Raw genomic sequence first — 25,374 nt, 5'->3', positions numbered from 1 at the left:
GCTCCTCAGGCGGGGTCTCGTTCGATCGGGCACGACATGCATCGCGGTCCGCCACGGCCCCTGCCGAGCTCGCTGCCCGCGATCGTGATCACTTCGATGCCCTGCTTGCGCAGGTGGGTGTTGGTGGCGACGTTGCGTTCGTAGCCGACGATGACTCCCGGCTCGATGGCCAGGAAGTTGTTGCCGTCGTCCCACTGCTCGCTCTGGGCGGCCCGCAGGTCCTCGTCGGTGCGCAGCACGGACACGCGGTCCACGCCCAGGGCCTCGGCGATCGTCTCCAGCAGGTCGTCGTTGGCGACGATGCGCAGCCCGGCCGGATGGTCCGGGTCGTCGGCCGGCAGCACCGTCCAGGACCGCAGCGGGAGCTGCAGGTACGGGTACATGACGAAGGTCGAGGAGTCGATCATCGTCATGACGGTGTCGAGATGCATCATGGCCCGCGAGTGCGGCAGCTCGACGGCGATGACCTTGGTGGCCGCCTTGGCGGCGAACAGCGAGCGGGCCAGGTTCTCGATGCCCATGGCGGTGCTGCGCTCGCCCAGCCCGATCAGCACCGCGCCGGCGCCGAGGACGTGGATGTCGCCGCCCTCCAGCGTGGCCGGCTGGTGGGCCGTGTCGTCGCCGCCGTACCAGACGGTGAAGTCACCGTCCCTGAACATCGGGTGGAACTTGTAGATCGCGGCGCTGTGCACCGACTCCCGCGCCCTGGCCGGCTTGGCCATCGGGTTGATGCTGACCCCGCCGTAGATCCAGGCGGAGTTGTCGCGCTGGAACAGGTGGTTGGGCAGCGGCGTCAGCAGGAAGTCGTCGGCGTTCATCAGCTCCCAGCGCAGGCTGCTGACGTTGGCGCGGCGCAGCTCTGCCTTGAGCACGCCGCCGATGAGCAGCTCGGAGAGCCGGTCGCTCGCCACGTCCTGGGCGAGCTGACGCAGCGGCGCGGCCAGCGTGGGGCCGACGGTGTCGTCGGTCAGGACCCGGTCCAGCACCCACTCCCTGGCGACGGGGTCGTTCAGCACGTCGGCCAGCAGGTCGGCGAAGTAGTGCACCACCACGCCCCGGTCGCGCAGCACCTGCGCGAACGCGTCGTGCTCCTCGCGGGCCCGCTTGGCCCACAGGATGTCGTCGAACAGCAGATCGTCGACGTTGGCCGGGCTGAGCCTGCTCAGCTCCAGCCCCGGGCGGTGCAGGATCACCTGGCGGAGCCTGCCGATCTCGGAATCCACGTGGAAGGGCATGACGTCGTCTCTCCTCAGTGATAGGGCGGAACCTGCTGGGGTGGGCTCATCCGGTCGCGCATGCGCAGGTAGACCGGGATGCCGACGAGGAACGCACCGGCGGCCATCAGGAACGGTCCCCAGACCAGGAACCAGTCCGTCTCCCCGGTGTTGCGCGAGTACCAGATGAACAGCACGGAGAAGATCAGCGCCACGACCGCGACCACCGAGTCCCGCACGAAGCGCGGCGTGTGCAGGGTGCGATGATCTCGCCAGCGCCACTTGAGCTGCGCCAGCGCCGAGAACCCGTACGGGATGGCCGCGGTGATGCCGGTCATCAGGATCAGCGTGTTGAACACCGTCGCCCCGCTGGCCCCCAGGAAGCTGACGGCCATCGCCAGGGACGACAGCGACGTGGAGGCGATGATCCCGACGGCGGGCACGCCCGCCTTGGAGATCTTGCCGAAGCTCGGCGGGAACAGCCCGTCGCGGGCCGCGGCGAGCGGCATCTCGGCGCAGATCATCGTCCACCCGTTGAGCGCGCCGAACCCGGAGACGATGACCGCCAGTGCCACCAGGTCGCCCACCCACGTCGCGCCGCCCGCCATCGTGGTCGCCGCCACCGAGTACGACGCCTTGTTCGCCTCCTCGCCCAGGATCGCCGACGGCACGGTGCCGAACACCGCCAGCAGCGACAGGAGGTAGACCACGGCGCTGACCAGCGTGCCGAGCACCGTGGCGCGCGGCACGTTCCGCTCGGGGTCGCGCACCTTCGCCGCGGCCACGGCGGCGGTCTCCACGCCGAGGTAGCTGAACAGGCAGATGGCCATCGCGCCGGCGATGGCCCGCAGGTCGCTCTGGCCGCTGACGTTCCACGGCTGGAAGTTCGCCGGGTCGATCAGCAGCAGCCCGACCGTCGACATGATCGCCAGCGGGACGAACTTGATGATCGTCGTCCAGAGCTGGACCGCGCCGATGTTCTTCACGCCCGACAGGTTGACGAAGGCCGGGATCCAGAGCCCGACCAGCGCGATCAGGATCGACCAGCCGGGCACGGCGTCCTGGTTGACGAAGTTCTCGACGTAGTACACCCAGCCGGTGACGATCGCCGCGTTCCCCGCCCACGCGGTGATCCAGTACGACCAGGCGTTCGCGAAGCCGACCCGGTTGCCGAACGCGGCCCGTGCGTAGGCGTACGGGCCGCCCTCGGCCGGCAGCCGCCGTGACAGCCCCGCGAACATCAGGGCGAGCGCCACCGCGCCGACCGTGGTCACCGCCATCGCGACGATGCTGATCGGCCCGAACGAGGCCAGCGAGTACGGCAGGTTGAAGATGCCGACCCCGATGATGCTGCCCAGGATCAACGCGGTCGCCTGTGGCAGCCCGAACCTGGTCGGCGCCGTGGGCGCACCCTTCTTGACTTCGGCTTCGGCCATGGCTGTCTCGCTTCCGTCCCGCCGCTTCCTGACACCACCGCTTGCACCTTCGTCGGGCGCCCGCCGGGCGGGCCTCACCCGCACCGGGTGAGATCAGTGCAGGCAGGAGCGGTTCAGCGGGTCAGTGCGCCAGCAGGGCCTTCAGCGCGACCAGCAGCAGCCCGATGAGCAGATTGCCCACCGCCGCCAGGACGATCAGGTAGGTGCCCAGGTGGGCCCGGATGCCCGCGATGGTCGCCCAGGTCACCTGGCCCGCCAGCGCGGTCGTCAGCGCCATCCAGGCCGTCACCGAGTCGGGCAGGCCGAGCGCCCAGCCCGCCATGGCCGCCAGCGCCGGCGGCAGCGCCGCCTCCACCAGCGGACGCTCGCGCCGGCTCACCGCCCGCACCTGCGACCAGGTCAGCCGCAGCAGGTGCCGGCGCTCGCCGACCAGCCGCGCGTAGACGTGCGCCATCCAGAACACCAGCCCGGTGGCCAGCACCAGCAGGCTGATCACCGCGCCGGTGGGCGGGTCCTTGCCCGGGCTGGTCCCGGCGACGACGGAGGCGGCCAGCAACGACCCGTACACGGCGCCCGTGTAGTCGGCGCGCATGTCCTCGTCCACGTGTCCCCTCTCCACGCCGCGTTGATGATCCGGTCCTCGTACTGTGGCCGGGCCCTCCCCCCGCTGGTTCACCCTCGCCGGGTGACGCCCCGGCGGTCGCGCCGCACGGAGACTCGGCATCGGTGCCCGCGGTCTTGAGGAGGCAATGATGACTACGTCCTCGGCGGGCCAGGGGCCTGCCACGTCCGAGACGCCCGTCTACTTCGCGATGCCCGCCACGGAGGCGTTGAAGGTGCTGGGCGTCGAAGCAGGCCATGGCCTGAGCGCGGCGGAGGTGGAGACCCGCAGGGGGCGGTACGGCCCCAACAAGTTCGCCGAGGCCAAGCCCGAGCCGGCCTGGCGCGCCTTCGTGCGCCAGTACGCCGACGCGATGCAGATCGTCCTGCTGGTCGCCGGCATCGGCAGCCTGCTGCTCCAGCAGTGGGGGACGGGCCTCGTGCTGCTCGGCCTGACCCTGTTCAACGCCTTCCTCGGGCTGCGCCAGGAAGGCAAGGCGGCGGCCGCGGTGGCCGCCCTGCAGAAGATGATGATCGTCAAGGCGAAGGTCCGCAGGGACGGCTCCCTCGCCGAGATCGCCGCCGACGAGCTGGTGCCGGGCGACGTCGTGTCCGTCGAGGCCGGCGACCTGGTGCCCGCCGACGGGCGGATCATCAGGGCCGCCACCCTGGAGATCGACGAGTCCGCGCTCACCGGGGAGAGCACGCCCGTCGGCAAGGACCCGTCGGCGCTGCTGTCACCCGGCGCGGCCATCGGCGACCGCATCACGATGGCGTTCATGAACACCAACGTCACCCGCGGCTCTGGCGACTTCGTGGTGACGGCGACCGGCATGTCCACCGAGGTCGGCCACATCTCCGGGATGCTGCAGACCGAGGAGGAGACGGAGACCCCGCTGACCAGGCAGCTCGCCGCGCTGACCAACCAGATCCTGGTCATCTCCGGGTTCGCGCTCGTCCTGTCGATGGCGCTGAACCTGGCCCGCGGCAACCCGTTCGCGCAGGTCTTCACCGCCTCCATCGCCTTCGCCGTGGCAGCCATCCCCACCGGCCTGCCCGCCGTGGTCACGACCATCCTGTCGATGGGCACGCAGATGCTGGCCAAGGCCAACGCCATCGTCAAGCGGCTGCGCTCGACCGAGACGCTCGGCTGCACCAGCGCCATCAACTCCGACAAGACGGGCACCCTGACGCTCAACCAGATGACCGCCGTCGAGATGGCGCTGCCCGGCCGCCGGTACGTGATCTCCGGCTCCGGCTACTCCAGCGAGGGCACCATCAAACGCGTCGCCGGCCAGCCGGACGTGCCCCTGGAGCCGTTCCTGCTGCCGATGGCGCTGACCGCGGACGCGGAGGTCGAACAGGGCGTGCTCGTCGGCGACCCGACCGAGGGCGCGCTGGTCGTGCTCGCCGAGAAGGGCGGCCTGGACGTGCGGGCCACCCGCGAGACCTACCCCAGGGTCGCTGAGGTGCCGTTCGACGCGGCGTACAAGCTGATGGCCACCTTCCACCGGATGCCCGACGAGCGCGGCTCCGAGGTCGTCCGCTGCCTCGTCAAGGGCGCGCCCGACCAGCTCCTGGCCAGGTCGGACTCCGTGCTCGACTCCGGGCTCGGCCCCATCCCGCTCACCGACGACTTCCGCGCCCGCTACCTCCAGGAGAACCAGCGCCTGGCCGAGCAGGGCCTGCGCGTCATGGGCACCGCCAGAAAAGACTTCGACCCCGCCGAGTTCGATCCCGACGGCGACCTGCTGGCCCAGGTGGACGGGCTGGTGCTGCTGTCGCTCGTGGGCATCGTGGACCCGCCGCGCCCCCAGGCCAAGGCCGCCATCGCCAAGGCCCACGACGCCGGCATCCAGGTCCGCATGATCACCGGCGACCACGCGGTGACCGCGGAGTCCATCGCCAGGCAGCTCGGCATCCAGGGACGGGCGATCACCGGCGCCGAGTTCGCCGCCATGGACGACGAGACCGCGCTGCGCGAGATCGGCGACATCGGCGTCATCGCCAGAGTGGCGCCCGAGCACAAGGTGCGCCTCGTGGACGTCCTGCGCGAGCAGGGCCACGTGGTCGCCATGACCGGCGACGGCGTCAACGACGCCCCCGCGCTGAAACGCGCCGACATCGGCATCGCGATGGGCATCACCGGCACGGAGGTCTCCAAGGAGGCCGCCACCATGATCCTCACCGACGACGACTTCTCCACCATCGTGCGCGCCGTGGAGATGGGCCGCGGCCTCTACGACAACCTCAAGAAGTACATCAAGTTCCAGATCGGCACGCTGATCGGCTTCATCGTCACCTTCCTCGGCGCCAGCGTCTTCAACCTGGTCAGCGGCGTGCCGATGCTGCCCCTGCAGACGCTCTGGGTGAACTTCACCGTACAGATCTGCCAGGCGGTCGGGCTGGGCTACGGAGTCGCGGCAGCCGACCTCATGCAGCGCCGGCCGCGCCCGATCAACGAGAAGATCCTCGACCGCCGCCAGTTCACCTGGCTCGGCAGCGCCGGGTTCGTCATCGGCGTCGGCACGCTCGGCGTCGTCTGGTGGAGCCAGGTGCAGGGCGAGGACCTCGCCAGGACGATGGCGCTGACCACGTTCGCGCTGTTCAACCTGTTCTTCTCCATCGCCTGCCGGGACGAGACCCGCTCGATCTTCGCCCGCGGCGGCCCCGCCGACAGGCCGTTCCTGTACGCGAGCCTGCTGTCCGTGCTGGCGATCGTCCTGTCCGGCGGCGTGGACTTCTTCCAGCGGCTGCTCGGCACCGTGGACATGAACTTCGGCCAGTGGCTCGTCTGCATCGTGGTGTCCGGCCTCATCATCCCGGTCTCCGAGGTGCGCAAGGCCATCCTGCGGCGCAACGAGCGCAAGGCCCTCGCCGGGGGCGCGGCATGACAGGCCCGGGCAGCCCGCCCTCCGCCAGGGCACTGGTCTTCCCGCTGGCGCTCGCGCAGTTCATCGCCAGCTACGCGGCGACGAACATGAACGTGGCCATCAGCACGATCGCGGAGGACATCGGCACCTCGGTCACCGGCATCCAGACCACGATCACCCTGTTCACGCTGACGATGGCGTCCCTGATGATCGCCGGCAGCAAGCTGACCGACATCATCGGGCGCAAGACCTGCTTCATGGCCGGGCTGATCGTGTACGGGGCCGGCGCCCTGCTCGCGTCGCTCTCCCAGGGCCTCGGCCTGATGATCATCGGCTACTCGCTGCTCGAAGGCATCGGCTCCGCCCTGCTCATCCCGCCCATCTACATCCTGATCACCGTCGCCTTCACCGACGTCCGCCAGCGCGCCAAGTACTTCGGCGTCGTCAGCGGCGCCGCCGGGCTCGGCGCCGCGGCCGGGCCGCTCATCGGCGGCTTCATCACCAGCACCATCAGCTGGCGGGCGTCCTTCATCCTCCAGGTGCTGGTCGTCGTGTGGATCCTCCTCATGTCCCGCAAGGTCGCCGCCGTGCCCCGGACGGGGCCCCGGCCGTCCTTCGACGTGACGGGCGCCATCCTGTCGGCGGCCGGCATGTTCTTCGTCGTGTTCGGCATCCTCCAGTCCGGCACCTACGGCTGGCTCACCTCCCGCGCCGACTTCGTCATCGGCGGCGCCGTCGTCATCCCCGAGGGCGGGATCTCGCCGGTGTGGCTGTTCGTCGTCATCGGCGCGCTGTTCCTGCTCTGGTTCTTCCTGCACGTACGCGCCAGGGAGAAAGCGGGCAAGGTGCCGCTCATCTCCCTGTCCCTGTTCCGCAGCCGCACCTCCAACCTCGGCCTGGTGACGCAGAACGTGCAGTGGCTGACCATGCAGGGCTCGTTCTTCGTGATCTCCGTCTACCTGCAGCAGGTCTGGCACTACAACGCCATCCAGACCGGCCTCATGCTCACCCCCGCCACCATCGGCATCCTGGCCTCCTCGGCCGCCGCCGAACGCTTCGCCAGCCGGCATCCGCAACGCCGCATGATCCGGGTCGGGTTCCTGGCCATGGCGGTGGGCATGGCGCTGCTGCTCGCCTTCGCCCGCGAGACCGACGCCATCCTCGCCTACGCGCCAGGGTTGCTGCTGATGGGGCTGGGCATCGGGACCATGCTGACCGCTTCTGTGAACGTCGTGCAGTCGAGCTTCCCCGAGGATGAGCAGGACGACATCTCGGGGCTGTCGCGCAGCGTGTCCAACCTGGGGTCGTCGCTCGGCACCGCCCTGGCGGGGTCCGTGATCGTGGCGGCCAGCTTCCCGGGCGGGCAGCCTTACGCGCTGGCGTTGACGACCCTGGTGGTGATCTCGCTGCTCGGGCTGGCGGCGGCGATGTTCCTGCCGCGTGAGCAGCACGCCAAGGAGACGCCGTCCACGGCCGCTTGAGGCCGGACCCGGCCCCCGCCGTCCGGCCCGCGCCTTCCGGACGGCCCCCGCCCACCGCCCGGCCCGCGCGGCCCGTTCGTTCGCGAGCCTTGATGCGGCGGCCCGCGCGTCCGCGACCTGCGGCTCCGTGGTCTGTGCGCGTGCGGCCCTCTGCCCCGTGGGCTGAGCGACCGCGACCCACAATCCCCTGGGTCATGCCGCCGGGAGACGCGACCCCGCAGGACCGAACCCCGCGTGGCGGGCGCCGGTCGGCCGCCGCGTTGAAAGGGCTGGTCACCCTGTTCACCGGGGTGGTCGTGCTGACCTGCCAGGCCTTCACCATCACCACCTTCGCCACACTCCTGGGCGGCTACCTGATCGTGGCGGGGGCGCTCGACGTCGCGAGAGGCCTCACAGAGAGGGACACGTGCCCAGGCGTGCGGCTGCTGTTCGCCCTCCAAGGCACACTGCTGGCCACCGCCGGCGCACTCGCCCTGGCCGGCATGGTCCAGGCGGGCCCGTTCTGCGTCCTGCTGGGCCTCGTCTGGCTGGTCGGCGGCATCGTCGAGCTGATGAGCGTGGCGTCAGACCTGTGGCGGCCCGGCGCCCTGCCCACGGCGGCGCTGGCCGTCGCCACGACCCTCGCGGGTGAGGCCCTGCTCGTCCTGCCCGTAACGTCCCTGGAACTGCTGGCCCTGATCGCGGGCGCCCAGATGGTGGTGGGCGGCGGGCTCACCGCCTATCTCATGTCGGCCTAGCCGGGCCGCCGCCTCCCCTCAGACGGGTGATGCGGCGGCGCGGCAGGCGCGGTGTCGTGGGACGAGACTCTCGCATGGCCCTTGAGGGGGCGCCGAGGAGGGAAGAACCATGACATCAGCGACTTCTCCCGAGGCTGCCGGAGCCGAACCGGTCCAGGGAGACGGCATGACCGTGCGCCTGATGCGCGGCGCCACCGGGTGGGCGATCGCCGCAGGCCTCCTGTCCGTACTGCTGGGGCTGGCGGTCCTGGTGTGGCCGGAAGCCTCGGTCGCCATCGCGGCCGTGCTGTTCGGCCTGCAACTGATCGTGGTCGGCATCTACCGGATCATCCAGGCCCTCATGGCGGAGCTGGCCACGGGCGCCGCCCGCGTCCTGTACGCCCTGCTCGGCGTGCTGGCCCTGGCCATCGGCGTCCTGGCGGTGCGCAACGTGCCGCAGACCGTCGCCGTGCTGGCCATCATGATGGGCCTGTTCTGGCTGCTCGGCGGCGTGATCGAGCTCGTCAGCGTGTTCGGCGACCGCTCCAGGCCGAAGTGGGGATGGCGGCTCGTGCTGCCGATCCTGGCCATCCTCGTCGGGATCGTGATCCTGGCCATCCCCAGCCTGTCGCTGCTGGTGCTGGTCTGGATGCTGGGCATCTGGCTGGTGACCTGGGGCATCCTGGTGATAGTGATCATGCTCTGGATCCGGTACGCCGACCGCCAGCGAGCCGCCCTCGCCACCTGAGACCTGCTGGAACGGCGGGTCAGCCGCGCCGGAGCACCCTCGCCGCCAGCCCGGAGACCGCCCCGGCCGCCGTGCCCGTCCAGTAGTACAGGCGCGGCGGCACGTGGGGGAGCACCCCGGAGTGCCGCGAGTTGAGCAGCGCGATCATCTCCCTGGGCGGCCGGTCCACGTACCGCGGCACGTTCTCGTACCACTGCGAGCTGCGCAGCGCCGCCCGCTGGGAGGGCCTGATCGCCTTCATGCGCTCCTGCTCGTACCCCGACAGGGCCGTCTCCAGGTGCGGGTCGGCGTGCAGCGCGTCCACCAGGTACGCGGCGTCGCCCAGCGCCAGCGCGGTGCCGGCGCCGATCGAGTAGTGGGTGGTGTGCGCCGAGTCGCCCAGCAGGACGAGGTTGCCGCGATGCCAGGTGCGGTTGGTCATGGTGCGGAAGTTCAGCCAGTGCGCGGCGCCGCCCGTCTGCGTGCGGCCGATCAGCGGCTTCCCGTCCAGCACCTCCGCGAACAGCTTCTCCAGGTGGGCCAGGCCGTCGGCCTCGTTCGCCACGTCGAGCCCGAGCCCCTGCCACGTGTGCGGCGCGCACTCCACGATGAACGTGCTGTGCTCGACGCTGTACGGGTAGCCGTAGCACCAGATCCAGCCGTGCTCCGTCTCCACGAACGCGAAGGTGAAGGAGTCGAGGACCTTGCTGGTGCCGAGCCACACGTACGGGTTGAGCCCGGTCGTGACCTCGGTGCCGAAGTGCTCGGCGTGCCGCTCGCGCAGCCGGCTGTTGACGCCGTCGCCGGCCACGACCAGGTCGGCGTCGGCCACCTCCTCCTCGGCGGTGATCTCGTGCTCGTACTCGACGCGCACGCCGAGGGACTCGGCCCGCTCGGCGAGGATGGCGAGCAGCCGCCGCCGGCTGATGCCGAACCCCTTGTCGCCGTGCCCCACCGTCACGGTGGCCCGCTCGTGCAGGTGTACGACCCAGCTGTCCCAGCGGGCCGAGCCTGCGCTGATCTCGCGGGCCGACTCGGGGTCGACGTCGTGCAGGTAGCCGAACAGCTCGTCCCAGTACGTCACGCCCCAGCCGTAGGTCGAGCCGGCCGGGTTGCGCTCGTACACGGTGATGTCGTGGGCGGGGTCCACCCGTTTCATCAGGATCGAGAAGTAGAGGCTGGCGGGCCCGCCGCCGACGCACGCGACCTTCACAAGAGCTCCCCGCTATACGAAAAGTGAGCAATATATAACGGAGAGTAGCAGTCGGTGGCGTTGCGGCAGCGGAGGACACCGGCCGTGTCGCCCCGAACCCGCCCTGCCTGCCCGCCCTGCCTGCCCGCCCTGCCCGCCCGGCTCGCCCTCCCTGCCCGGCCTGTGCGCCTGCTCGGCATGCCCAGCGAGTGCGGGCGGCGCGAGTGTGGGCGGTGTGGCCATGACCGGTGGTGCGGCGAGTGCGGGTGGTGCCGTCAGGTGGTTACGGTGGCGCGGGCCAGGCGGCACAGGTCGGCGGGGCGCAGCCCGTCCTGCCGCCGCCACAGCGCCGGATCGACGCAGTCGGCCTGCCGTACGTGCTCCACCACCTCCAGCCCGTGCCGCCCGAACAACGCGGGCAGATCGTCGGGGGAGAAGAACGACAGCCACGGCTCGCCCCGCTCGGCGGCGGCGGCCAGGGCGAACGAGGCGTTACCGGCGCCCCGCTCGTCCCGCAGCTCGGGCGGCAGGGCGTACTCCATGACGAGTTCGCTGCCCCCGGGGCAGGCGGCCGAGGGTGGCGAGGGTGCCGTCGATCGCGTCCGGGGTCAGGTACATGGCCACGCCCAGCCAGCTCACCAGCGCGGGCCGGCCGGAATCGAGACCGGCCGCGCGCAGGGCGGCCATCAGGTCGCCGGACTCGAAGTCGACCGGCGCGAAGGCCGCCTCGTCGGGCTCGGTGAGCTTGGCCGCCGCCATGAGGTCGCGCTTCCACCGCTGGGTGGCCGGATGATCGACCTCGATGACGCGGGGCCCGCCCGGCGCCCGCCTGAGCGCGTACGTGTCGAGCCCCGCCCCCAGCACCACGTACTGCTCGAAGCGGTCGCCGAGCAGGCCTTCTGTGTAGGCGGCGCGGGCGGTCACCTGGGCGCGGGTGCCGGAGAGCACGAGGTGGTCGCCGTGCGCGCGGTGGTAGCCGATCAGCTCCTCCGCCTGGCCGCCCAGGAGGGTGGCGGCCAGGGTGTCACGGAAGAGGTGCGGCTCGCCGTCCACGACGAGATGGGCCGCGCGCGCGGCGGCGGCCATCATCGCGGTCTGGCTGGGCTGCGCTGCTCGCATGTGAGGGCGTTCCTTTCCTTATCGGATGAGGAGTGGAACGCCGATGCTAAATGCGATTCTTTGAATATAGAAACCAGCATAGCAGTCGAAAATAAATTTACTGTTCTCGAACAATAACACTCCTATTTCTGGGCCAGGTTGGCCAGGCGCTCCAGCGCCGCGAGGTCGCCCGCGAAGACGTTCTCGTCCACGTCATGCGGAGGCAGTCCCGCGACCCTCGCCGTCCTGGTGAACTGCCAGAAGTCCCAGCCGGAGCCGCCCGGCAGGGGCGGCGGCGGGGTCCGGCCGTAGCGGGCGAGCCGGACGCGGTACTTGCCGAATTCCGTGCTGCCCGCCATACAGCGGTCCACGAAACTCCTCTGCGTGTACACGGTGGGCGCGACACCGGTCACGCTTTTCACGCGGCCGATGAAGGCGAGCGCCTGCCGTACGAGTGCGGCGGGCGCGGCCCCGCACGCGGGCTTGCCGCCTTCCTGAACCTCGATGTCCACCTCCAGCGGCAGTTCGTACGGATGCGTCCCGTCGAGCCCCTGCCCGCGCACCGTGGCGAGGAAGTGGTCGGCCTGCGCGACACCGTCCTGCCCGTGCACGAAGTAGTGGTAGGCGGTGTGGATCAGCTTCGCGCCGCGCGCCCCCGCCAGGTCGCGGACGAACCAGTCGTTCACCCACTTGGTCCGGTGCCCCTCGGTGGCCTTGATGGAGACGAACCTCTGCCCGGCCGCCGCCACCGCCCGCCAGTCGATCGCCTGGTTCGCCCCGCCGTGGTTGTGGCCGGAGACGTCGATGCCGTGCACGGCGTAGTCCTCCGGGCCCGCCGTGGCGGCGGCGGGCGCGGGCGGCGCGAGAAGCGCGAAGGCGAGGGTGACGGGCAGGACGCGTGAGATGCGCATGGTGAGGGTTCCCCTTCCGGGAGCTGGACCGCCCCGGCCCCGTGACGCGGGGCCGGGCGGTGCGAACGGGACGGACGTCAGGGCGTGGCCCAGGCGGAGTACCAGGTGTTGCCGCCGTACTGGTGGAGAACCGCGCGGTACGCGACGCCCTTGGAGACGCCGTTGTCGCGCCACGTGTAGTACCAGGGCTCGGCGCGGACGTACGCCTTGAAGAAGCCCTCGTCCCAGTGCACGGAGCTGGAGCCCCTCACCTGGAAGCCCAGGCGGACGGTGACCTCGCCGCCCGCGTCCTTCCGGTACGAGGCCGTCGCCGGGTTGCCCGCGTTGGCCAGCATGCAGAGCTGGCCGTTGCCGATGTCGGTGCATTTGGTGACCGCCTGGGCGGCGGGGACCGGGGCGGACACGGCACAGGCGGCCAGCAGGGCCGCGCCGAGGACCGTGCGGCGGAGTGTGCTGTTCATGGTGTGGTCGTCCTTCTTCCTCTGTCGTCGCATCGGTGCTCCGATGCGTGATCAGAGTCGCGCGCCCGGTGTCCCGGGCACCGGTGTCCGCCGTCCCCCGCCTGTCCTGTCCTCTGTCCCGGGACGCCGGACGAACGGCGCCCGGCCCAGCCGAGCCCTGCCACCGGCTCCGGCGACCGGCCGGGTGCTGTACGGCGGCTCCGGTGACAGACTGGATGCTGTTGCCGAGCCCGGTGGCAGGTCGGATGCCGTCGCCGACTTCGGTGGCAGGCCGAGTGGCGTTGCCAACTTCGGTGGCAGGCCGGGTGGCGTTGCCGGGCCCGGTGGCAGGCCGGGTGTGGGGTTCGGTCACGTGCCCAGGCCCGCGTCCCTGGCCCGTACCGCCGCCTGGTTGCGATCCTCGACCTGCAGCTTGGCCAGCAACTGGGAGACGTAGTTGCGCACCGTCTTGTCCGACAGGAACAGCCGCCGGGCGATCTCCCGGTTCTGCAGCCCCTGCGCGACCAGGCCGAGGATCTCCACCTCGCGCGGCGTCAGCGCGGGGAACGCGGCCTGGGCGGGGGCGGCCCGCAACGCCGAGAAGTACGCCGCCAGCCGGGCGGCCACGGCCGGGCTGAACACCGCCCCGCCCTCGGCCACCGTCCGCACCGCCCGCAGCAGCTCCTCCCTGCCGGTGCCCTTGACCACGTAGCCGCGCGCGCCCGCCCGCAGCGCCGCCACGACCGAGTCGTCCTCCTCCGACATCGACACCACCAGCACGTTGCCGCCGGGGTCGTCGCCGTCGAGCAGGTCGCGGGTGGCGTCGGCGCCCGAGCGGTCGGGCAGCCGCAGGTCCATGAGCACCACGTCGGGGCGCAGCTCGCGGGCCAGCCGCACGCCCTCGGCGGCGGTTCCGGCCTCGCCGACGACGGTGATCTCGGTGCCGGTCTCCAGGCTGGTCCGCACGCCCGCCCGGAACATGGGGTGGTCGTCCACCAGCAGGACACGGATGGCGGGCGAGGGTGTGTCGGACAAGGGCAGGTCGGGTGAGGGCATGTCAGGCTCCTGGGAGGTGGACGAGGACGAGCGCGCCGGCCGTGCCGTCCGTTCTGGCGGAGATGCGGCAGGTGCCGCCGATCTCCTCGGCCCGCTCCACCATCGAGGTGAGCCCCACCCCGCCGGGGCGCGGCGCGGGCGGCGGCCCTGTGCCGTCGTCGGTGACGCTCAGCACGAGATGCGGCCCCTCCAGCGCCAGCGCGAGCGACGCCTTGGTGGCCCCGGCGTGACGCACGACGTTCGTCAGCGCCTCGGCGGCGATCCGGTAGGCGGCCGTCTCGGTCGCGGCGGGCAGCCCGGGCAGCACGTCCGGCACCTCGACGACGAACGCGGGCCCCTCACCGGCCTCCGGTGTCCCAGCGATGATCGCGGGCCCCGACGCCTCGAAGCGGCCGACCAGGGCTCGCAGTGCGCCCACCAGCCCCAGCTCGTCAAGGTCCGGCGGACGCAGGTCCTCGATGATCCGCCGGATCTCGCCCAGGCTCCTGACCGTCTGCTCCCCGGCCGACTCCACCAGCCCCCGAGCCGCCGACCCCGCCCCCAGCAGCCCCGCCGCCGTGTCGAGCTGGAGTCGCATCACGGCGAGGGACGGCCCGAGCCCGTCATGCAGGTCGTGCCGCAGCCGCCGCCGCTCCTCCTCCCTGGCCACGATCACCCGCTCCCGGCTGATCCGCAGCTCCTCGCGCAGCCCGATCGCGGAGACCACCGGCCCGAGCTGGTCGGTGACTACCCGCAGCGCCGCCGTGTCGCGGCCGTCGAGGGCTCGCTGGCCGCGCCGGAGCTGAACGGTCAGGCAGCCGACGGCGTCGCCCTGGTAGGCGAGCTCGGTGCGGACCACGGTCGCGCCGTCGTCCCAGGTGCCGGAGCGAGCCAGCTCGCGCTCGCCCTGCCGGGTGCGGGCGGTCAGCGCGGCGGCGGGCAGGCCGAGCCGCTCGACGACGGTGCGGCACACCAGCCTCGGCACGTCGTCGGCGGGCACTTGGTCACGCAGGCTGCCGGCCAGGAGCCGCAGCTCGTACGGTTTGCTCTGCCGCCCGTACAGGAGCAGGTCGGCGGCCTCCCACAGCAGCGCGGCCCCCGGCCGCAGCATGAGCACGGTCAGCCCGGACGCGAGCGCCGCGCCCGGCAGCGGCTCCAGCGGCAGCAGCCCGGTGAACCCCAGGTAGAGCCCCCGGTACGCGAACGCCAGCCCGACGACGAGCCCCAGCCCGATGAGGGCGCGCCGCACCACCCGGTCGAGCACGCCGAAGCCGTCGCACAGCACGGCCGCCACGGAGATGACCGCCAGCGACAGCACCAGTGGCCCGTTCGACAGGAACAGCGCCCACTGCGGCAGGTCGCGCTCGGCGCCGAGGTCGATGAGCTTGTCGAAGATCTGGGTGCCCCAGTAGCCGGCGTATCCGGCGGCCATCATGGTGAGCTGCCGCGCGAGCAGGCCCTCGGCGTGCCGGCGGCGGCGCAGCAGGTCGATCAGGACGGCGACGGCCAGCACCCTGGGCGCCCAGATGACGGCGTGGCCGGCCAGGCCCCACCACGGGTGCTCGGCCGCCATGTGCCCGGAGTACCAGTCGCGTCGCGTGACGGGCCAGCCGTGCCAAGCCAGCGGCGCCAGGTAGGCGACGTAGATCGCGGCCAGCCCGCCGGCGGCCCACCGCCAGCGGGGATGCGCCGCCCGCCCCTGCGGGAACCACAGGGGCAGCACCGCCAGCGCGCCGTGCATGGCCAGCATGGACGCCCCGCGCAGCAGCGCGAGCGGCCCGGGGGCGAGGAAGCCGCCGGGGCCGTGCCGGGTGTACCAGACCAGGCCGAAGAGCCCGAACACGCCCAGCGAGATCGACACCATGCCGAGCACGGCGCCGAGCCCGTACCGGCCGGACCACCACACCAGCGCGCCCGCCACCGCGAAGCACGGGCTCAGCGCGAGGGCGCGCGCCGTCCACCAGCCCCAGGACGCGTACAGGCCCCACCGGCCGTCCGCGCCGACCAGCAGGACCGACCCGAGCACCAGCGACAGGCTCACGCAGACGAGGAGGACCGGCAGGAGCACATCTCGCCGTTGAGATGACACTGGGTAATTCTATGGCAACACATGGTGGTGACCGAACCGTCGCGTGGTGGCGTGCGTACCTCAGCACATGCGTTGGAAGACGGCAATAATGGCGCTGCTCGGCCTGCTGCTGGCGGCGGGCTGCGCCGCGGCGGCGGAGACGGAGAAGGCGTACGCGCAGGCGGACGTGACCTTCAACCAGGAAATGATCACCCACCACCAGCAGACGATCCAGCTCGCCGAGGCGGCGTCCGGCCGGGCGGGCAGCGCGTACGTGCGCGAGCTGGCCGGCAAGCTCATCCCGGAGGAGCGGGCGGACATCGCGATGATGGAGTCCTGGCTGCGGTCCTGGAACGAGACGGTGCCGGTGCGGCAGGCCGCAGGTTCGGCGGCGGACCTGCCCGAGGGTGACGGTTTCGACCGGGCGTGGCTGACGGCGTTGTCGGAGCACCTGCACCACGGCGTGATGATGGCCGAGACGGTGCGCGAGTCCGGCAGGCACGGGCCCACGCTGGAGCTGGCCGAGAAGATCATCAAGGTGCAGAACGGCGAGCTGAAGGAGATCGGCGAGCGGCTGACGTGACTCGTCTACTCGGCGGCGGGGGCGAGCAGCTCGATCTCGGCGAGGGCGAGGGCGAGGGCGAGGGCGGGCGTCGTCCCGCCGGCGAACCTGAACCGGTAGTGCGCGTACACGCCCGGCTCCGCGACCTTGAACGGCCGCGTCTGCAGCCGCCACGGGAAGCTCTCCCCGGACCTCTCGTCCAGCACCCGCCACGACCGCCCGTCGGCGGAGCCCTCCAGCACCCAGCCCGCCGGGTCGCGCCCCTCCTCCGCGCCGGAGGTCAGCGTGTAGAAGGTCACCCGCCGCCCGGCGGGCAGGTCGTAGCGGACCCACTCGGGCAGCGCCGCCTCCGTGCCGGAGGTGTCGTCGAACAGGGCGCTCACGTCGGCGCCGCCCGCGCCGGACGCGACACCCCCGGCGGGTCCTGTGACGTCGCCCAGTGGCGCGGGGACGCGGTCGCCGCGGGTGATGGACGGCGGCGCGGCGTCCTCGCCGGTGCCCCACCGCGACGGTTCGGGACCCATCTCGAAGACCAGCTCGCCGCCCTGGGCGATCAGGTCGTGCGGCAGGTACGCCAGGTCGTACCGCTCCCCGTTGACCTTGAGCCCCTGCACGTACACGTTCCGCCCGCTGTTGCCAGGCGCCCTGACGACCAGCTCCCGCCCGTTCTCCAGCCGCACCGTCGCCTTCTCGAACAGCGGCGACCCGATCGCGTAGTACGGGCTGCCCATCTGCAGCGGGTAGAAGCCGAGCGCGGAGAACACCTGCCAGGCCGACATCTCCCCGTTGTCCTCGTCGCCCGGGTAGCCCTGGCCGATCTCGCTCCCCAGGTACAGCCGCGACAGCACCTCGCGCACCCTGGCCTGCGTCCGCCACGGCCGGCCCGCGTAGTCGTACATGTAGGCGATGTGGTGCGAGGGCTGGTTGCTGTGGCCGTACTGGCCCATGCGCACGTCCCTGGCCTCGAGCATCTCGTGGATGAGGCCGCCGTACGAGCCGGGGAACAGCGCCGTCTCCGGCTCGGCGAAGAACGCGTCCAGCTTGGCGGCCAGCCCGTCCCTGCCGCCGTACAAATTGGCCAGGCCGCGGCCGTCGTGCGGCGCGTGGAAGGCCATGTTCCAGCCGTTGGTCTCGGTGTAGTCGAAGCCCCAGACGCGCGGGTCGTAGGCGCCGGGCTGGTGGCGGAACGAGCCGTCGGCGTTCCTGCCCTGGAAGAAGCCCACGGCCGGGTCGAACAGGTGCACGTAGTTGAGCGCCCGGTCGCGGAAGTACTCGTGCTCCTCCAGGTAGCGGGCCCGCTTCGCGCCCGTGGCGCGCCCGGCCAGGGCCTGGGCCAGGTTCGCGATGCCGAAGTCGTTGATGTAGCCGTCCAGCGCCCACGACAGCGCCTCGTCCGCGGACCCGATGGCGGTGTACCCGAGGAACGTGGCCGTGGCCAGGCCCTTGCGGCCCACGTTCGGGTTCGGCGGCACGACCGTGGCGTTCTTGAGCGCGGCGGCGTACGCGGCCTCGGCGTCGAACCCCCGCACCCCCTTCAGGTACGCGTCGGCGAAGGCCACGTCGGAGCTGGTGCCGACCATCAGGTCGGCGTACCCCGGCGACGACCAGCGCGAGATCCAGCCGCCGTCCAGGTACTGCTGGACGAACCCGGCCGCCATCTCGCCCGCCATGCTCGGCGTCAGCAGCGCGTACGCGGGCCACGTCGTCCGGTAGGTGTCCCAGAAGCCGTTGTTGACGTACACCTTCCCGTCCGCCACCCGCGCGCCCGTCTCCGCAGGAGTGCTGGGCGGGGTGCCGGTGGCCGACTGCACGGCGTGCCGGTGGACGGGCGCGGCGGCCGTCCCGGTGTTTTCGAAGCCCGAGTTCGGATACAGGAACAGCCGGTACAGGTTGGAGTAGAGCGTGCAGAGCTGGTCCTGGCTCGCCCCCTCCACCTCGATGACGCCCAGCTTGGCGTCCCACGCCCGGCGGGCCCGCTCGCTGACCGTCTCCAGCGTGTCGGAGGCGGCGATCTCCAGCTCCAGGTTCCTCCTCGCCTGCGCCACGCTGATCAGCGAGGACGCGATGCGCATGCCGACCGTGCGCGCCGGGCCCGCGTCGAAGGCGAGGTAGCCGAGCACGTTGTCGCGGCCCTGGCCGGTCAGCCTGCCGCCGCCGGTGACCGGCCTGTCGAAGACGGCGTAGTAGAACATCCGCGTCGCGCCGGTGGACAAGGCGCTGCGCACGTCCGAGTAGCCGGTGACCACGCCGGCGGCGAGGTCGAGGGTGAGGCCGCCACCGTCGTTCACGTTGTCGAAGATCAGCTTCGCCTCGGCGCCGGGGAAGGTGAAGCGGGCCAGCGCCGCGTGGTCGGCCGGCGCGATCTCCGCCTTGACGCCGTTGTCGAACGTGACCGCGTACAGGTGCGGGTGCGCCACCTCGCGCTCGTGCCGGAACGCCAGCGCGCGGGCGGCGCGCGACGGGTCAGGCGTGCCCTCGGCCGCCGACGGCATGAACTGGAACGTCTGCCGGTCGCCCATCCACGGGCTCGGCGCGTGGCCGGCCGTGAACGCCTGGATCCGCGGCAGGTTGGCGTCGTCGTTGGCGCGGTGGTACTCGTACACCCAGCTCGTCGAGCCCGCGTCGGTCATCGGCGTCCAGAAGTTGAACCCGTGCGGGACGGCGGTCGCGGGGAAGTTGTTGCCGCGCGAGAAACCGCCGGTGGAGTGCGTGCCCCTGGTGGTCACCACGTGGTCGGAAGGGGACTCCAGACGTGCGGGACGGCCGTCGTACGGCTGCCGCCTCCGCTCCGAGACGATCTTGATGTCGTCCACCCAGCCGCGGAACTCCGCCGCCCCCGCCGGGCCGTCGTAGGCCACCAGGATGCCGGTGATCCGCTTGCCCCCGGCCACCCGCCCGATCCAGGCGCGCTTGAAGTTCCACTGGTCGGCGTAGAGGGTCTTGGACTCGCCCTGCTCCCTCGGGGCGAGCAGGACGCCGTGCTGGTCCACGGCCGCCAGGTCGCTGAGGCGGGTGCCGTCCGCGAAGGCCAGGTCCACCGAGACGTACGTGCTGGGGTAGCCCGGGTCGGCGGCCGTGAACTCGGGGAAGACCACGTACGACAGCTCCATGGCGGGCGTCACGGGGATGTCCACCTCGAACACCTGGTTCGTGTGACGGCCGGTGCGGCCCGCGTACTCCAGGGCCCGCAGCCCCGTGAAACCCGCCCCCTGCTTGGAGACGTGGCCGCCCGCCGGGCCCGCGCCCACCTGGGTGCGCATGCCGCCGGTGCCGACCGAGGCCGGTCGCGGGTCGCCGGGCTCGAAGGAGGTGGCGAAGACCGCGCCTTCCTCCGCGGGCAGCGTGTCTGAAGGGGAAATGGGATCCGGACCTTTCCGTGCAGCAGGGCTGACAACGTTGTCAACCCAGAACGTGCCAAACGCCGGGCGGTCCTGTCAAGACAACGCTGTCATGTAGCGCTCCGGCGATCGGCGGCGATATGCGGGTACTCGCCCTGGCCTGCGCAGGGGAGGTCTCATGGCCGAAGGCGGGCTGTTGCTGGCCGCGCCCGGGACCCGCGTCCTCCTGATCGGCAGTGGCCGCCACGGGCCTGGATCCCGGCTGCCCGGCCTTCCCGCCGTCGCCGCCACCATCACCGCCCTGCGCCGCTGCCTCGTCGACAGGGCCGGACTCGACCCGGCCGCCGTGACGTCCCTGCTCGACCCAGAAGGGCCCGCCCAGGTCGCCGAGGCGCTCTACGAGGCCGCCCGCCAGGCCGAGGACGTCCTGCTCGTCTACTACGTCGGGCACGGCGTGGTCACCGCCGACGGCAGACTCCACCTGGCCACCGCCGCCACCGTGGACGTCAACGACGGGCCCGCCGAGTACCAGGCGCTGCCCTACCGGACGATCACCGACGCCCTCACGGCAGGCAGGGCCGCCCGCACCCTGCTCGTCCTCGACTGCTGCTACTCCGGCCGGGCCGGCGCCGTCGCCCGCGCCATGGACGAGCTCTTCGACACCAGCCGCCACGGCCTCTACATCCTGACCGCCGCCAGCCGCAACGAACAGGCCTGGTCACCGCCAGGCCGCCCCCACACCGCCTTCAGCGGCGCGCTGATCAAGCTGCTGGACGAGGGCGACCCCACCGCCCCCGCGACCCTCACCCTCAGGGACTGCCGCGCCGCCCTCACCAGGACGCTCACCGACGCCGGGCTGCCCAGGCCCCGGCACGTCGCGGCGGACTTCGACGAGCAGGCCCGCCTGTGCCGCAACCAGGCCGCCAAACCGGGGGCGCCCGACGACTCCTTCAGCCCGTACCGGGGGCTGGCCTCCTTCGGGCCCGACGACGCCGGCTACTTCTTCGGCCGCGCCGACCTCATCCGCACGCTCGTCAACCGGGTGGCGGAGCTGGCGGGCAGGCCGGGGCCGCTGATCGTGACGGGCGCGTCGGGCGCGGGCAAGTCGTCGCTGCTGCGGGCCGGGCTGATCCCTGCGCTGACGACCTCGCGCACCCGGGTGAAGCTGCTGCACCCCGGCTCCGACCCGGTGGGGGAGCTGCTCAGGGCGTTCGCCGCACCCGGCGCGCGCCCGTCGCTGGAGGAGGACCCGGCCGCGTTCCGCGGCCTCCTGACCGGCGAGGGCGGGCCGCCCGTCCTCATCGTCGACCAGTTCGAGGAGGTCTTCACCGCCTGCCGGGACGAGGCCGCGCGCCGCACCTTCATCCGCGCGCTGCGCGCGAGCGGCGCGGTCGTCGTCATCGGCGTGCGCGCCGACTTCTTCGGCCACTGCGCCCGCCACGCCGAGCTGCACGCAGCCCTGGAACACCCCGTCGTGGTCGGCCCCATGACACCCGGCCAGCTCAGGCAGGCCATCGAAGGCCCGGCCGCCGCCGCCGGGCTCGAACTCGAAGCCGGCCTGGTGCCCCTGCTGCTGCGCGAGCTCGGCTCGGAGATCGCCGTGGTCGAGTCGGCGGGCATCCTCCCGCTGCTGTCCCACGCCCTGCTCGCCACCTGGCAGAACCGCGACGGCCGCCGCCTCACCCTGGCCGGCTACCACGCCACCGGCGGCATCGCCGGCGCGCTGGCCCGCACCGCCGACGCCACCCTGTCCCACATCGTGCTGCCCGGCCAGGACATGGCCAGACGGCTGCTGCCCCGCCTCGTACGGCTCGGCGAGGACTCCATGCACACCCGCCGCAAGGTCCCCGAGGCCGAGCTGCTGCCCCCGGCAGAATCCGCGGCCGAGCACGCGACGGCGCGGGAGGTGCTGGACAGGTTCGTCGACGCCCGCCTCGTCACCGTGGACGAGTACGGCGTCCAGCTCGCCCACGAGGCGCTCATCCGCGGCTGGCCGCAGCTCCAGGAGTGGGTCGAGTCCGACCGCGCCACCCTCCTGCTGCGCCAGCAGCTCACCGACGACGCCCGCGTCTGGGACGCGCACGACGGCGACCCCTCCTACCTCTACCAGGGCACCCGCCTGACCGCCGTGGAACAGGCACGGGAAACCTGGCGCGCCAACCCCGGCCGCTACCCGCCCCTGGGCGACGTCCCGGCCCGCTTCCTGGAGGCCAGCCAGCTCGCCGCCGCCCGCGCCGCCCGCCTCCGCACCCTGTCCGTGGCGTCACTCGTGGTGATCCTGCTCATCTCGCTGGCGGGCGGGGTGACGGCGGCGGTCGCCGCGCGCAACGCCGCCGTCGAACGGGACCGGTCGCTGTCACGGGAGCTGGCGGCGCAGAGCATCAGCGCGGGCAGCACCGACACCAGGCTCTCCGAGGCGCTGGCCGTCCAGGCGTGGCACACGGCGCCGACGGCGGAGGCGGGGCTGAGCATGCGCAACGCGCTGGACAGCCCGCTGCGGACGGTGCTCACCGGTCAGGAAGGAGCGGTTCAGGAACTGCTGGTGAGCGCGGATGGCAGGACGGTCTCGGCGACCACCCTCGACGACTTCGGCGGCTATCAGCAGTGGCTCTGGCGCGAGGAGTCCCCGAGCCAGCCCCAGCGGGTGACCGAGCACCACGGTCCCGAGGTGTCCATGATGGACGCCCTCATGAGCGCGGACGGCCGGACCATGGTGATCTCCACGTGGGTCGACGACGACCTCGCGCGGCAGGCCCCCGCGGAGCTGTGGCAGGCCACGGCGCCGTCGGCGATCAAGCCGCTGTCGAGCTGCCCGGGAACCTACGGCATGGCGCTGAGCGCCGACGGCGGGACGCTCGTCGCGGCAGTCCTGCGGGCCGACAATGCCAGGGAGCTCTGGCTCTGCCCGACCACCTCAGCGGACCCGCCGCGACGCCTGACGGGCTACCAGGGCGTGGCCGCCAAGGTGCTCCTGAGCCGCGATGGCGGGACGGTCGCGGTCATGAGCGCGGTGGACGACGGCTATACAGGCAGCCTCTGGGTCTACGGCGCCGATGCGCCGGATCGTCCACGACGCCTGGTCTCCGGGCGGGTAAGGGTGAGCGATCTCGCCATGAGCGCCGACGGGAACACCATCGTGGCGATCACGAGCGTCCCGGTGAGCGACAACGCAAGCGACGGGGACAAGCAGACGATACGGATGTGGAAGGACGGCGGGCAGCCCCGGGTGCTGTCCACCATCATGGGTTCGTTCGGAACGGTCGCGATGAACGCCGACGGCACGATCGTGGCGGACGGGACCGTTCCGAGGTTCTGGAACACCATGACGACGGACGAGCCGACCACACTGAGAGCTCCGACGGAGCTGTTCGGCAGCTTCGAGGCGCAGATGGCCGGCACCAGTCTCCTCGGCACCGCCAACGAGGAGGTGTGGGTCTGGGACGTCACCCGGCCCGACCTGCTGCCACACCACCTGCCTGACAACCAGGATGGGCTATCGAACGTTCTGATGTCCGGCGACGGCAAAACCCTCGTCGCCGCCATGGAGGACGAGCGCGTCACCCTGTGGGACCTGGCCGCTCCCCATCGCACCGGGCGGATGCTGGACACTCAGGTCCCGCTCACCTCGCTGGCGTTGAGCGACGACGGCACCGCCATGGCGGCCTCCGCCGGCGGCAATGGATGGGTGTCGCGCCTCGGGAGATCAGGGGCGACGCGACAGCTGACCGGTCACGACGGTCGCATCGCCACGGTGGCTCTGAGCCCTGATGGGAAGACGGTCCTCGCGGCCACGACATCGGCGGAGACGGATCGCTCGCGCCTGTGGTCGTGGTCCGTGACGTCGCCGTCGGTGGCGCGGCCGCTGACCGGTTTCGACGGCGTCATCCAGCGGATGGCGGTGAGTGCGGACGGGAAGGCGGTGGTCTGCGTCCTCCGAGGTCCGTCGGCCACGGACAGGCTGCGGGTGTGGCGGGACGGAAAGCCCGACGTGAACCTGCGGATCTCCGGCATGCTCGGCAGCTCGCGCCTGTACATCAGCGCCGACGGCACGATCGTGGCCGCGCCGGCCGCCGACGAGGAGGGCAGTGAGGTGAGCGACAGGTTCCTCGCCTGGTCCGTCGAGGAGCCCGGCAAGCCCCGGCAGGTGCGCGGCGAAGTGAATCTGACGGCGTCGCGCCTGCCGATGAGCGCGGACGGCCGGGTATTGATCAAGGCGTCCGGCGGCGACGAGCTCGTGCTGCGGCACGTCGTCAGAGCGGACGCACCCGTCCGGCTGACCGGGCAGCTCGGGCAGGTGGACCAGTTCGATCTCAGCGCGGACGGCAGAACCGCGGTCGCCACGACCGCCAACGGCGCCCAGACCTGGTTGTGGAACACCGCCGACCCCGGCAGGCCGCGGCGCCTGAGCGGCCAGGCGGAGAAGGTGCGGATGATTCGGCTGAGCGCGGAGGGGCGCGGCGTCGAGGCGCTGACCACGGCAGAGGAGTCCGACCGGCAAGTCTGGCATTGGGACACCACGGCACCGGACCGGCCCCGGGCGCTGACGGGGCAGCAGGGGACGATCGATCTCATCGACGTCAGCCCCGGCGGTGACACGGTCATCAGCATGGCAACCACCTATCCTGACGGCGCCGGCCAGGACAGCGCCGTCTGGCTGTGGCAGGTCTCCTCGCCCGACCGGCAGGCCAGGCTGTTCGGCGGCTATCTCGGGGCCGTCCGCAACGTGCTGCTGACCGCCGACGGCAGGTTCGCGGTGACGCGCGGCGCGGAGGGCACGCTCTGGCGATGGAATCTCACCCGCCCCGCCGAGCACAGCCGCCCCTTCACCGGCCACCGCCTGGCCATCGCCGACATCGCGATGAGCGAGAACGGCCGCCTGCTCGCCGGCGCCGACGTCAAGGGAACCGCGTGGATCTGGGACGCCACCTCACCGGCCACACCCGGCCGGGCCCTGCGCGGCCCGATGCCGATCGCCGGGGTGGCGGTCAGCGCCGACGGCGGCACCCTGGTCGGTTACGACAGCCAGGGCGCCGTCTGGTCGTGGGACCCCGATCGGCCCGATCGGCCCGCCACGAAACTCCTGACCGCCCCCGACAAGGTCAGGGACGTGGCGCTCGGCGGCGACGGAAAGGTGCTCGCTGCCGCCACCTACTCCTCCGGCGTGCTGGTGTGGGATCCGATCGACGGCGCCGCGCCACGCTCCTTCACCGGCCTCAAAGGCGCGATCCGCCAAGTGGCGCTCAGCGCCGACAGCCGGGCTCTGGTGGGCGGCGGCTCGGGCGGGGACGTGTGGACCTGGGACGTCCGCGCCTCCGACCAGCTCGGCCACCTCCTGGCCGGCCATCGCAGCGAGGTACGCGGCGTGGCGGTCAGCAACGACCAGACGACGATCGCCAGCGTCGACGCGGAGGGGCACGCGCGCATCTGGTCGGTGGCAGCCCAGGGCCAGCTCGGACCCCAGTTGTTCGGCCTCTCGGCGGAAGCGCCGGGCATCGCCCTGGACGGCCATGGGAGAACGCTCGTCGCGCTGGACCCCGCCGGCGACCTCCAGGTGTGGCGGCTGCCGGCCCCACCCGGCGACACGACCGCGTGCGAACGGCTGGCCGCCCGCCTGCACAACACCCCCGAGTGGAGCCGCCACCTCGGCGACCTCTCCGTACGAGAGGCCTGCCACCCCTGAAGC

The 25,374-nt window shown here is 72.0% G+C and carries 17 protein-coding genes; 6 read left to right on the top strand and 11 right to left on the bottom strand.

From position 1 onward, the window contains the following. Positions 1-5: 5 nt before the first annotated feature. The 3 genes from ABD331_RS15590 to ABD331_RS15580 all read right to left on the bottom strand — a co-directional run bounded on the left by ABD331_RS15590 (position 6) and on the right by ABD331_RS15580 (position 3,269). Positions 6-1,235 carry an arginine deiminase gene (locus tag ABD331_RS15590; protein ID WP_344475120.1) on the bottom strand — a complete coding sequence of 410 codons (1,230 nt, stop codon included), beginning with the start codon at positions 1,233-1,235 and terminating at the stop codon, positions 6-8. Positions 1,236-1,249: 14 nt separating this feature from the next. Then, positions 1,250-2,650 (bottom strand): APC family permease, encoded by a 1,401-nt coding sequence (locus tag ABD331_RS15585; RefSeq protein WP_344475118.1) that lies wholly within the window; start codon positions 2,648-2,650, stop codon positions 1,250-1,252. Between the two features lie 121 nt (positions 2,651-2,771). Then, complete coding sequence (locus ABD331_RS15580) at positions 2,772-3,269, bottom strand: hypothetical protein (protein ID WP_344475116.1); 498 nt, start codon at positions 3,267-3,269, stop codon at positions 2,772-2,774. Between the two features lie 133 nt (positions 3,270-3,402). On the opposite strand from ABD331_RS15580, the gene ABD331_RS15575 reads away from it, so the two are divergent. The 4 genes from ABD331_RS15575 to ABD331_RS15560 all read left to right on the top strand — a co-directional run bounded on the left by ABD331_RS15575 (position 3,403) and on the right by ABD331_RS15560 (position 9,068). After that, positions 3,403-6,144, top strand: a complete 2,742-nt coding sequence (locus ABD331_RS15575; RefSeq protein WP_344475114.1) for a cation-translocating P-type ATPase — start codon at positions 3,403-3,405, stop codon at positions 6,142-6,144. Then, positions 6,141-7,604, top strand: a complete 1,464-nt coding sequence (locus ABD331_RS15570) for an MFS transporter (protein WP_344475112.1) — start codon at positions 6,141-6,143, stop codon at positions 7,602-7,604. Before ABD331_RS15575 ends, ABD331_RS15570 begins: the two co-directional genes overlap by 4 nt. Positions 7,605-7,798: 194 nt before the next feature. Then, entirely contained in the window at positions 7,799-8,341 is a 543-nt protein-coding gene (locus tag ABD331_RS15565; protein ID WP_344475110.1) for a DUF308 domain-containing protein, read from the top strand. A 166-nt stretch (positions 8,342-8,507) separates the two neighbouring features. After that, positions 8,508-9,068 carry an HdeD family acid-resistance protein gene (locus tag ABD331_RS15560; protein ID WP_187414150.1) on the top strand — a complete coding sequence of 187 codons (561 nt, stop codon included), beginning with the start codon at positions 8,508-8,510 and terminating at the stop codon, positions 9,066-9,068. 19 nt (positions 9,069-9,087) lie between these two features. Here the strand turns inward: ABD331_RS15560 and ABD331_RS15555 are convergent, their stop codons facing one another. The 7 genes from ABD331_RS15555 to ABD331_RS15525 all read right to left on the bottom strand — a co-directional run bounded on the left by ABD331_RS15555 (position 9,088) and on the right by ABD331_RS15525 (position 15,812). Further along, on the bottom strand, positions 9,088-10,260 hold the full coding sequence (locus ABD331_RS15555; protein ID WP_344475106.1) for an FAD-dependent monooxygenase: 1,173 nt from the start codon (positions 10,258-10,260) through the stop codon (positions 9,088-9,090). Positions 10,261-10,514: 254 nt separating this feature from the next. Continuing rightward, positions 10,515-10,781, bottom strand: coding sequence for a hypothetical protein (locus ABD331_RS15550; RefSeq protein ID WP_344475104.1), 267 nt, complete (start codon positions 10,779-10,781; stop codon positions 10,515-10,517). Next, the gene (locus ABD331_RS15545) at positions 10,732-11,358 is read right to left on the bottom strand and encodes a class I SAM-dependent methyltransferase (protein ID WP_344475102.1); all 627 of its coding nucleotides are present in this window, start codon (positions 11,356-11,358) and stop codon (positions 10,732-10,734) included. The genes ABD331_RS15550 and ABD331_RS15545 overlap by 50 nt, the downstream gene beginning before the upstream one ends. A gap of 122 nt (positions 11,359-11,480) precedes the next feature. After that, entirely contained in the window at positions 11,481-12,248 is a 768-nt protein-coding gene (locus tag ABD331_RS15540) for a glycoside hydrolase family 25 protein (RefSeq protein ID WP_344475100.1), read from the bottom strand. Between the two features lie 77 nt (positions 12,249-12,325). Next, complete coding sequence (locus ABD331_RS15535) at positions 12,326-12,709, bottom strand: hypothetical protein (RefSeq protein ID WP_344475098.1); 384 nt, start codon at positions 12,707-12,709, stop codon at positions 12,326-12,328. A 348-nt stretch (positions 12,710-13,057) separates the two neighbouring features. After that, on the bottom strand, positions 13,058-13,744 hold the full coding sequence (locus ABD331_RS15530) for a response regulator (RefSeq protein ID WP_344475096.1): 687 nt from the start codon (positions 13,742-13,744) through the stop codon (positions 13,058-13,060). 1 nt (position 13,745) lies between these two features. Then, on the bottom strand, positions 13,746-15,812 hold the full coding sequence (locus ABD331_RS15525; RefSeq protein WP_344475094.1) for a sensor histidine kinase: 2,067 nt from the start codon (positions 15,810-15,812) through the stop codon (positions 13,746-13,748). 67 nt (positions 15,813-15,879) lie between these two features. On the opposite strand from ABD331_RS15525, the gene ABD331_RS15520 reads away from it, so the two are divergent. Further along, positions 15,880-16,374 carry a DUF305 domain-containing protein gene (locus tag ABD331_RS15520; RefSeq protein ID WP_344475092.1) on the top strand — a complete coding sequence of 165 codons (495 nt, stop codon included), beginning with the start codon at positions 15,880-15,882 and terminating at the stop codon, positions 16,372-16,374. 5 nt (positions 16,375-16,379) lie between these two features. Here the strand turns inward: ABD331_RS15520 and ABD331_RS15515 are convergent, their stop codons facing one another. Beyond that, complete coding sequence (locus ABD331_RS15515) at positions 16,380-19,613, bottom strand: GH92 family glycosyl hydrolase (protein ID WP_344475090.1); 3,234 nt, start codon at positions 19,611-19,613, stop codon at positions 16,380-16,382. A 256-nt stretch (positions 19,614-19,869) separates the two neighbouring features. Between ABD331_RS15515 and ABD331_RS15510 the strand changes: the two genes are divergently transcribed. Further along, positions 19,870-25,371, top strand: coding sequence for a caspase, EACC1-associated type (locus ABD331_RS15510; protein ID WP_344475088.1), 5,502 nt, complete (start codon positions 19,870-19,872; stop codon positions 25,369-25,371). The last annotated feature ends 3 nt before the right edge of the window (positions 25,372-25,374 follow it).

It is taken from the genome of Nonomuraea monospora, assembly GCF_039531895.1.
Taxonomy (GTDB): Bacteria; Actinomycetota; Actinomycetes; order Streptosporangiales; family Streptosporangiaceae; genus Nonomuraea; species Nonomuraea monospora.
Note: the sequence above shows the minus strand (reverse complement) of the source record. Positions and strands in the feature narration are given on the sequence as shown.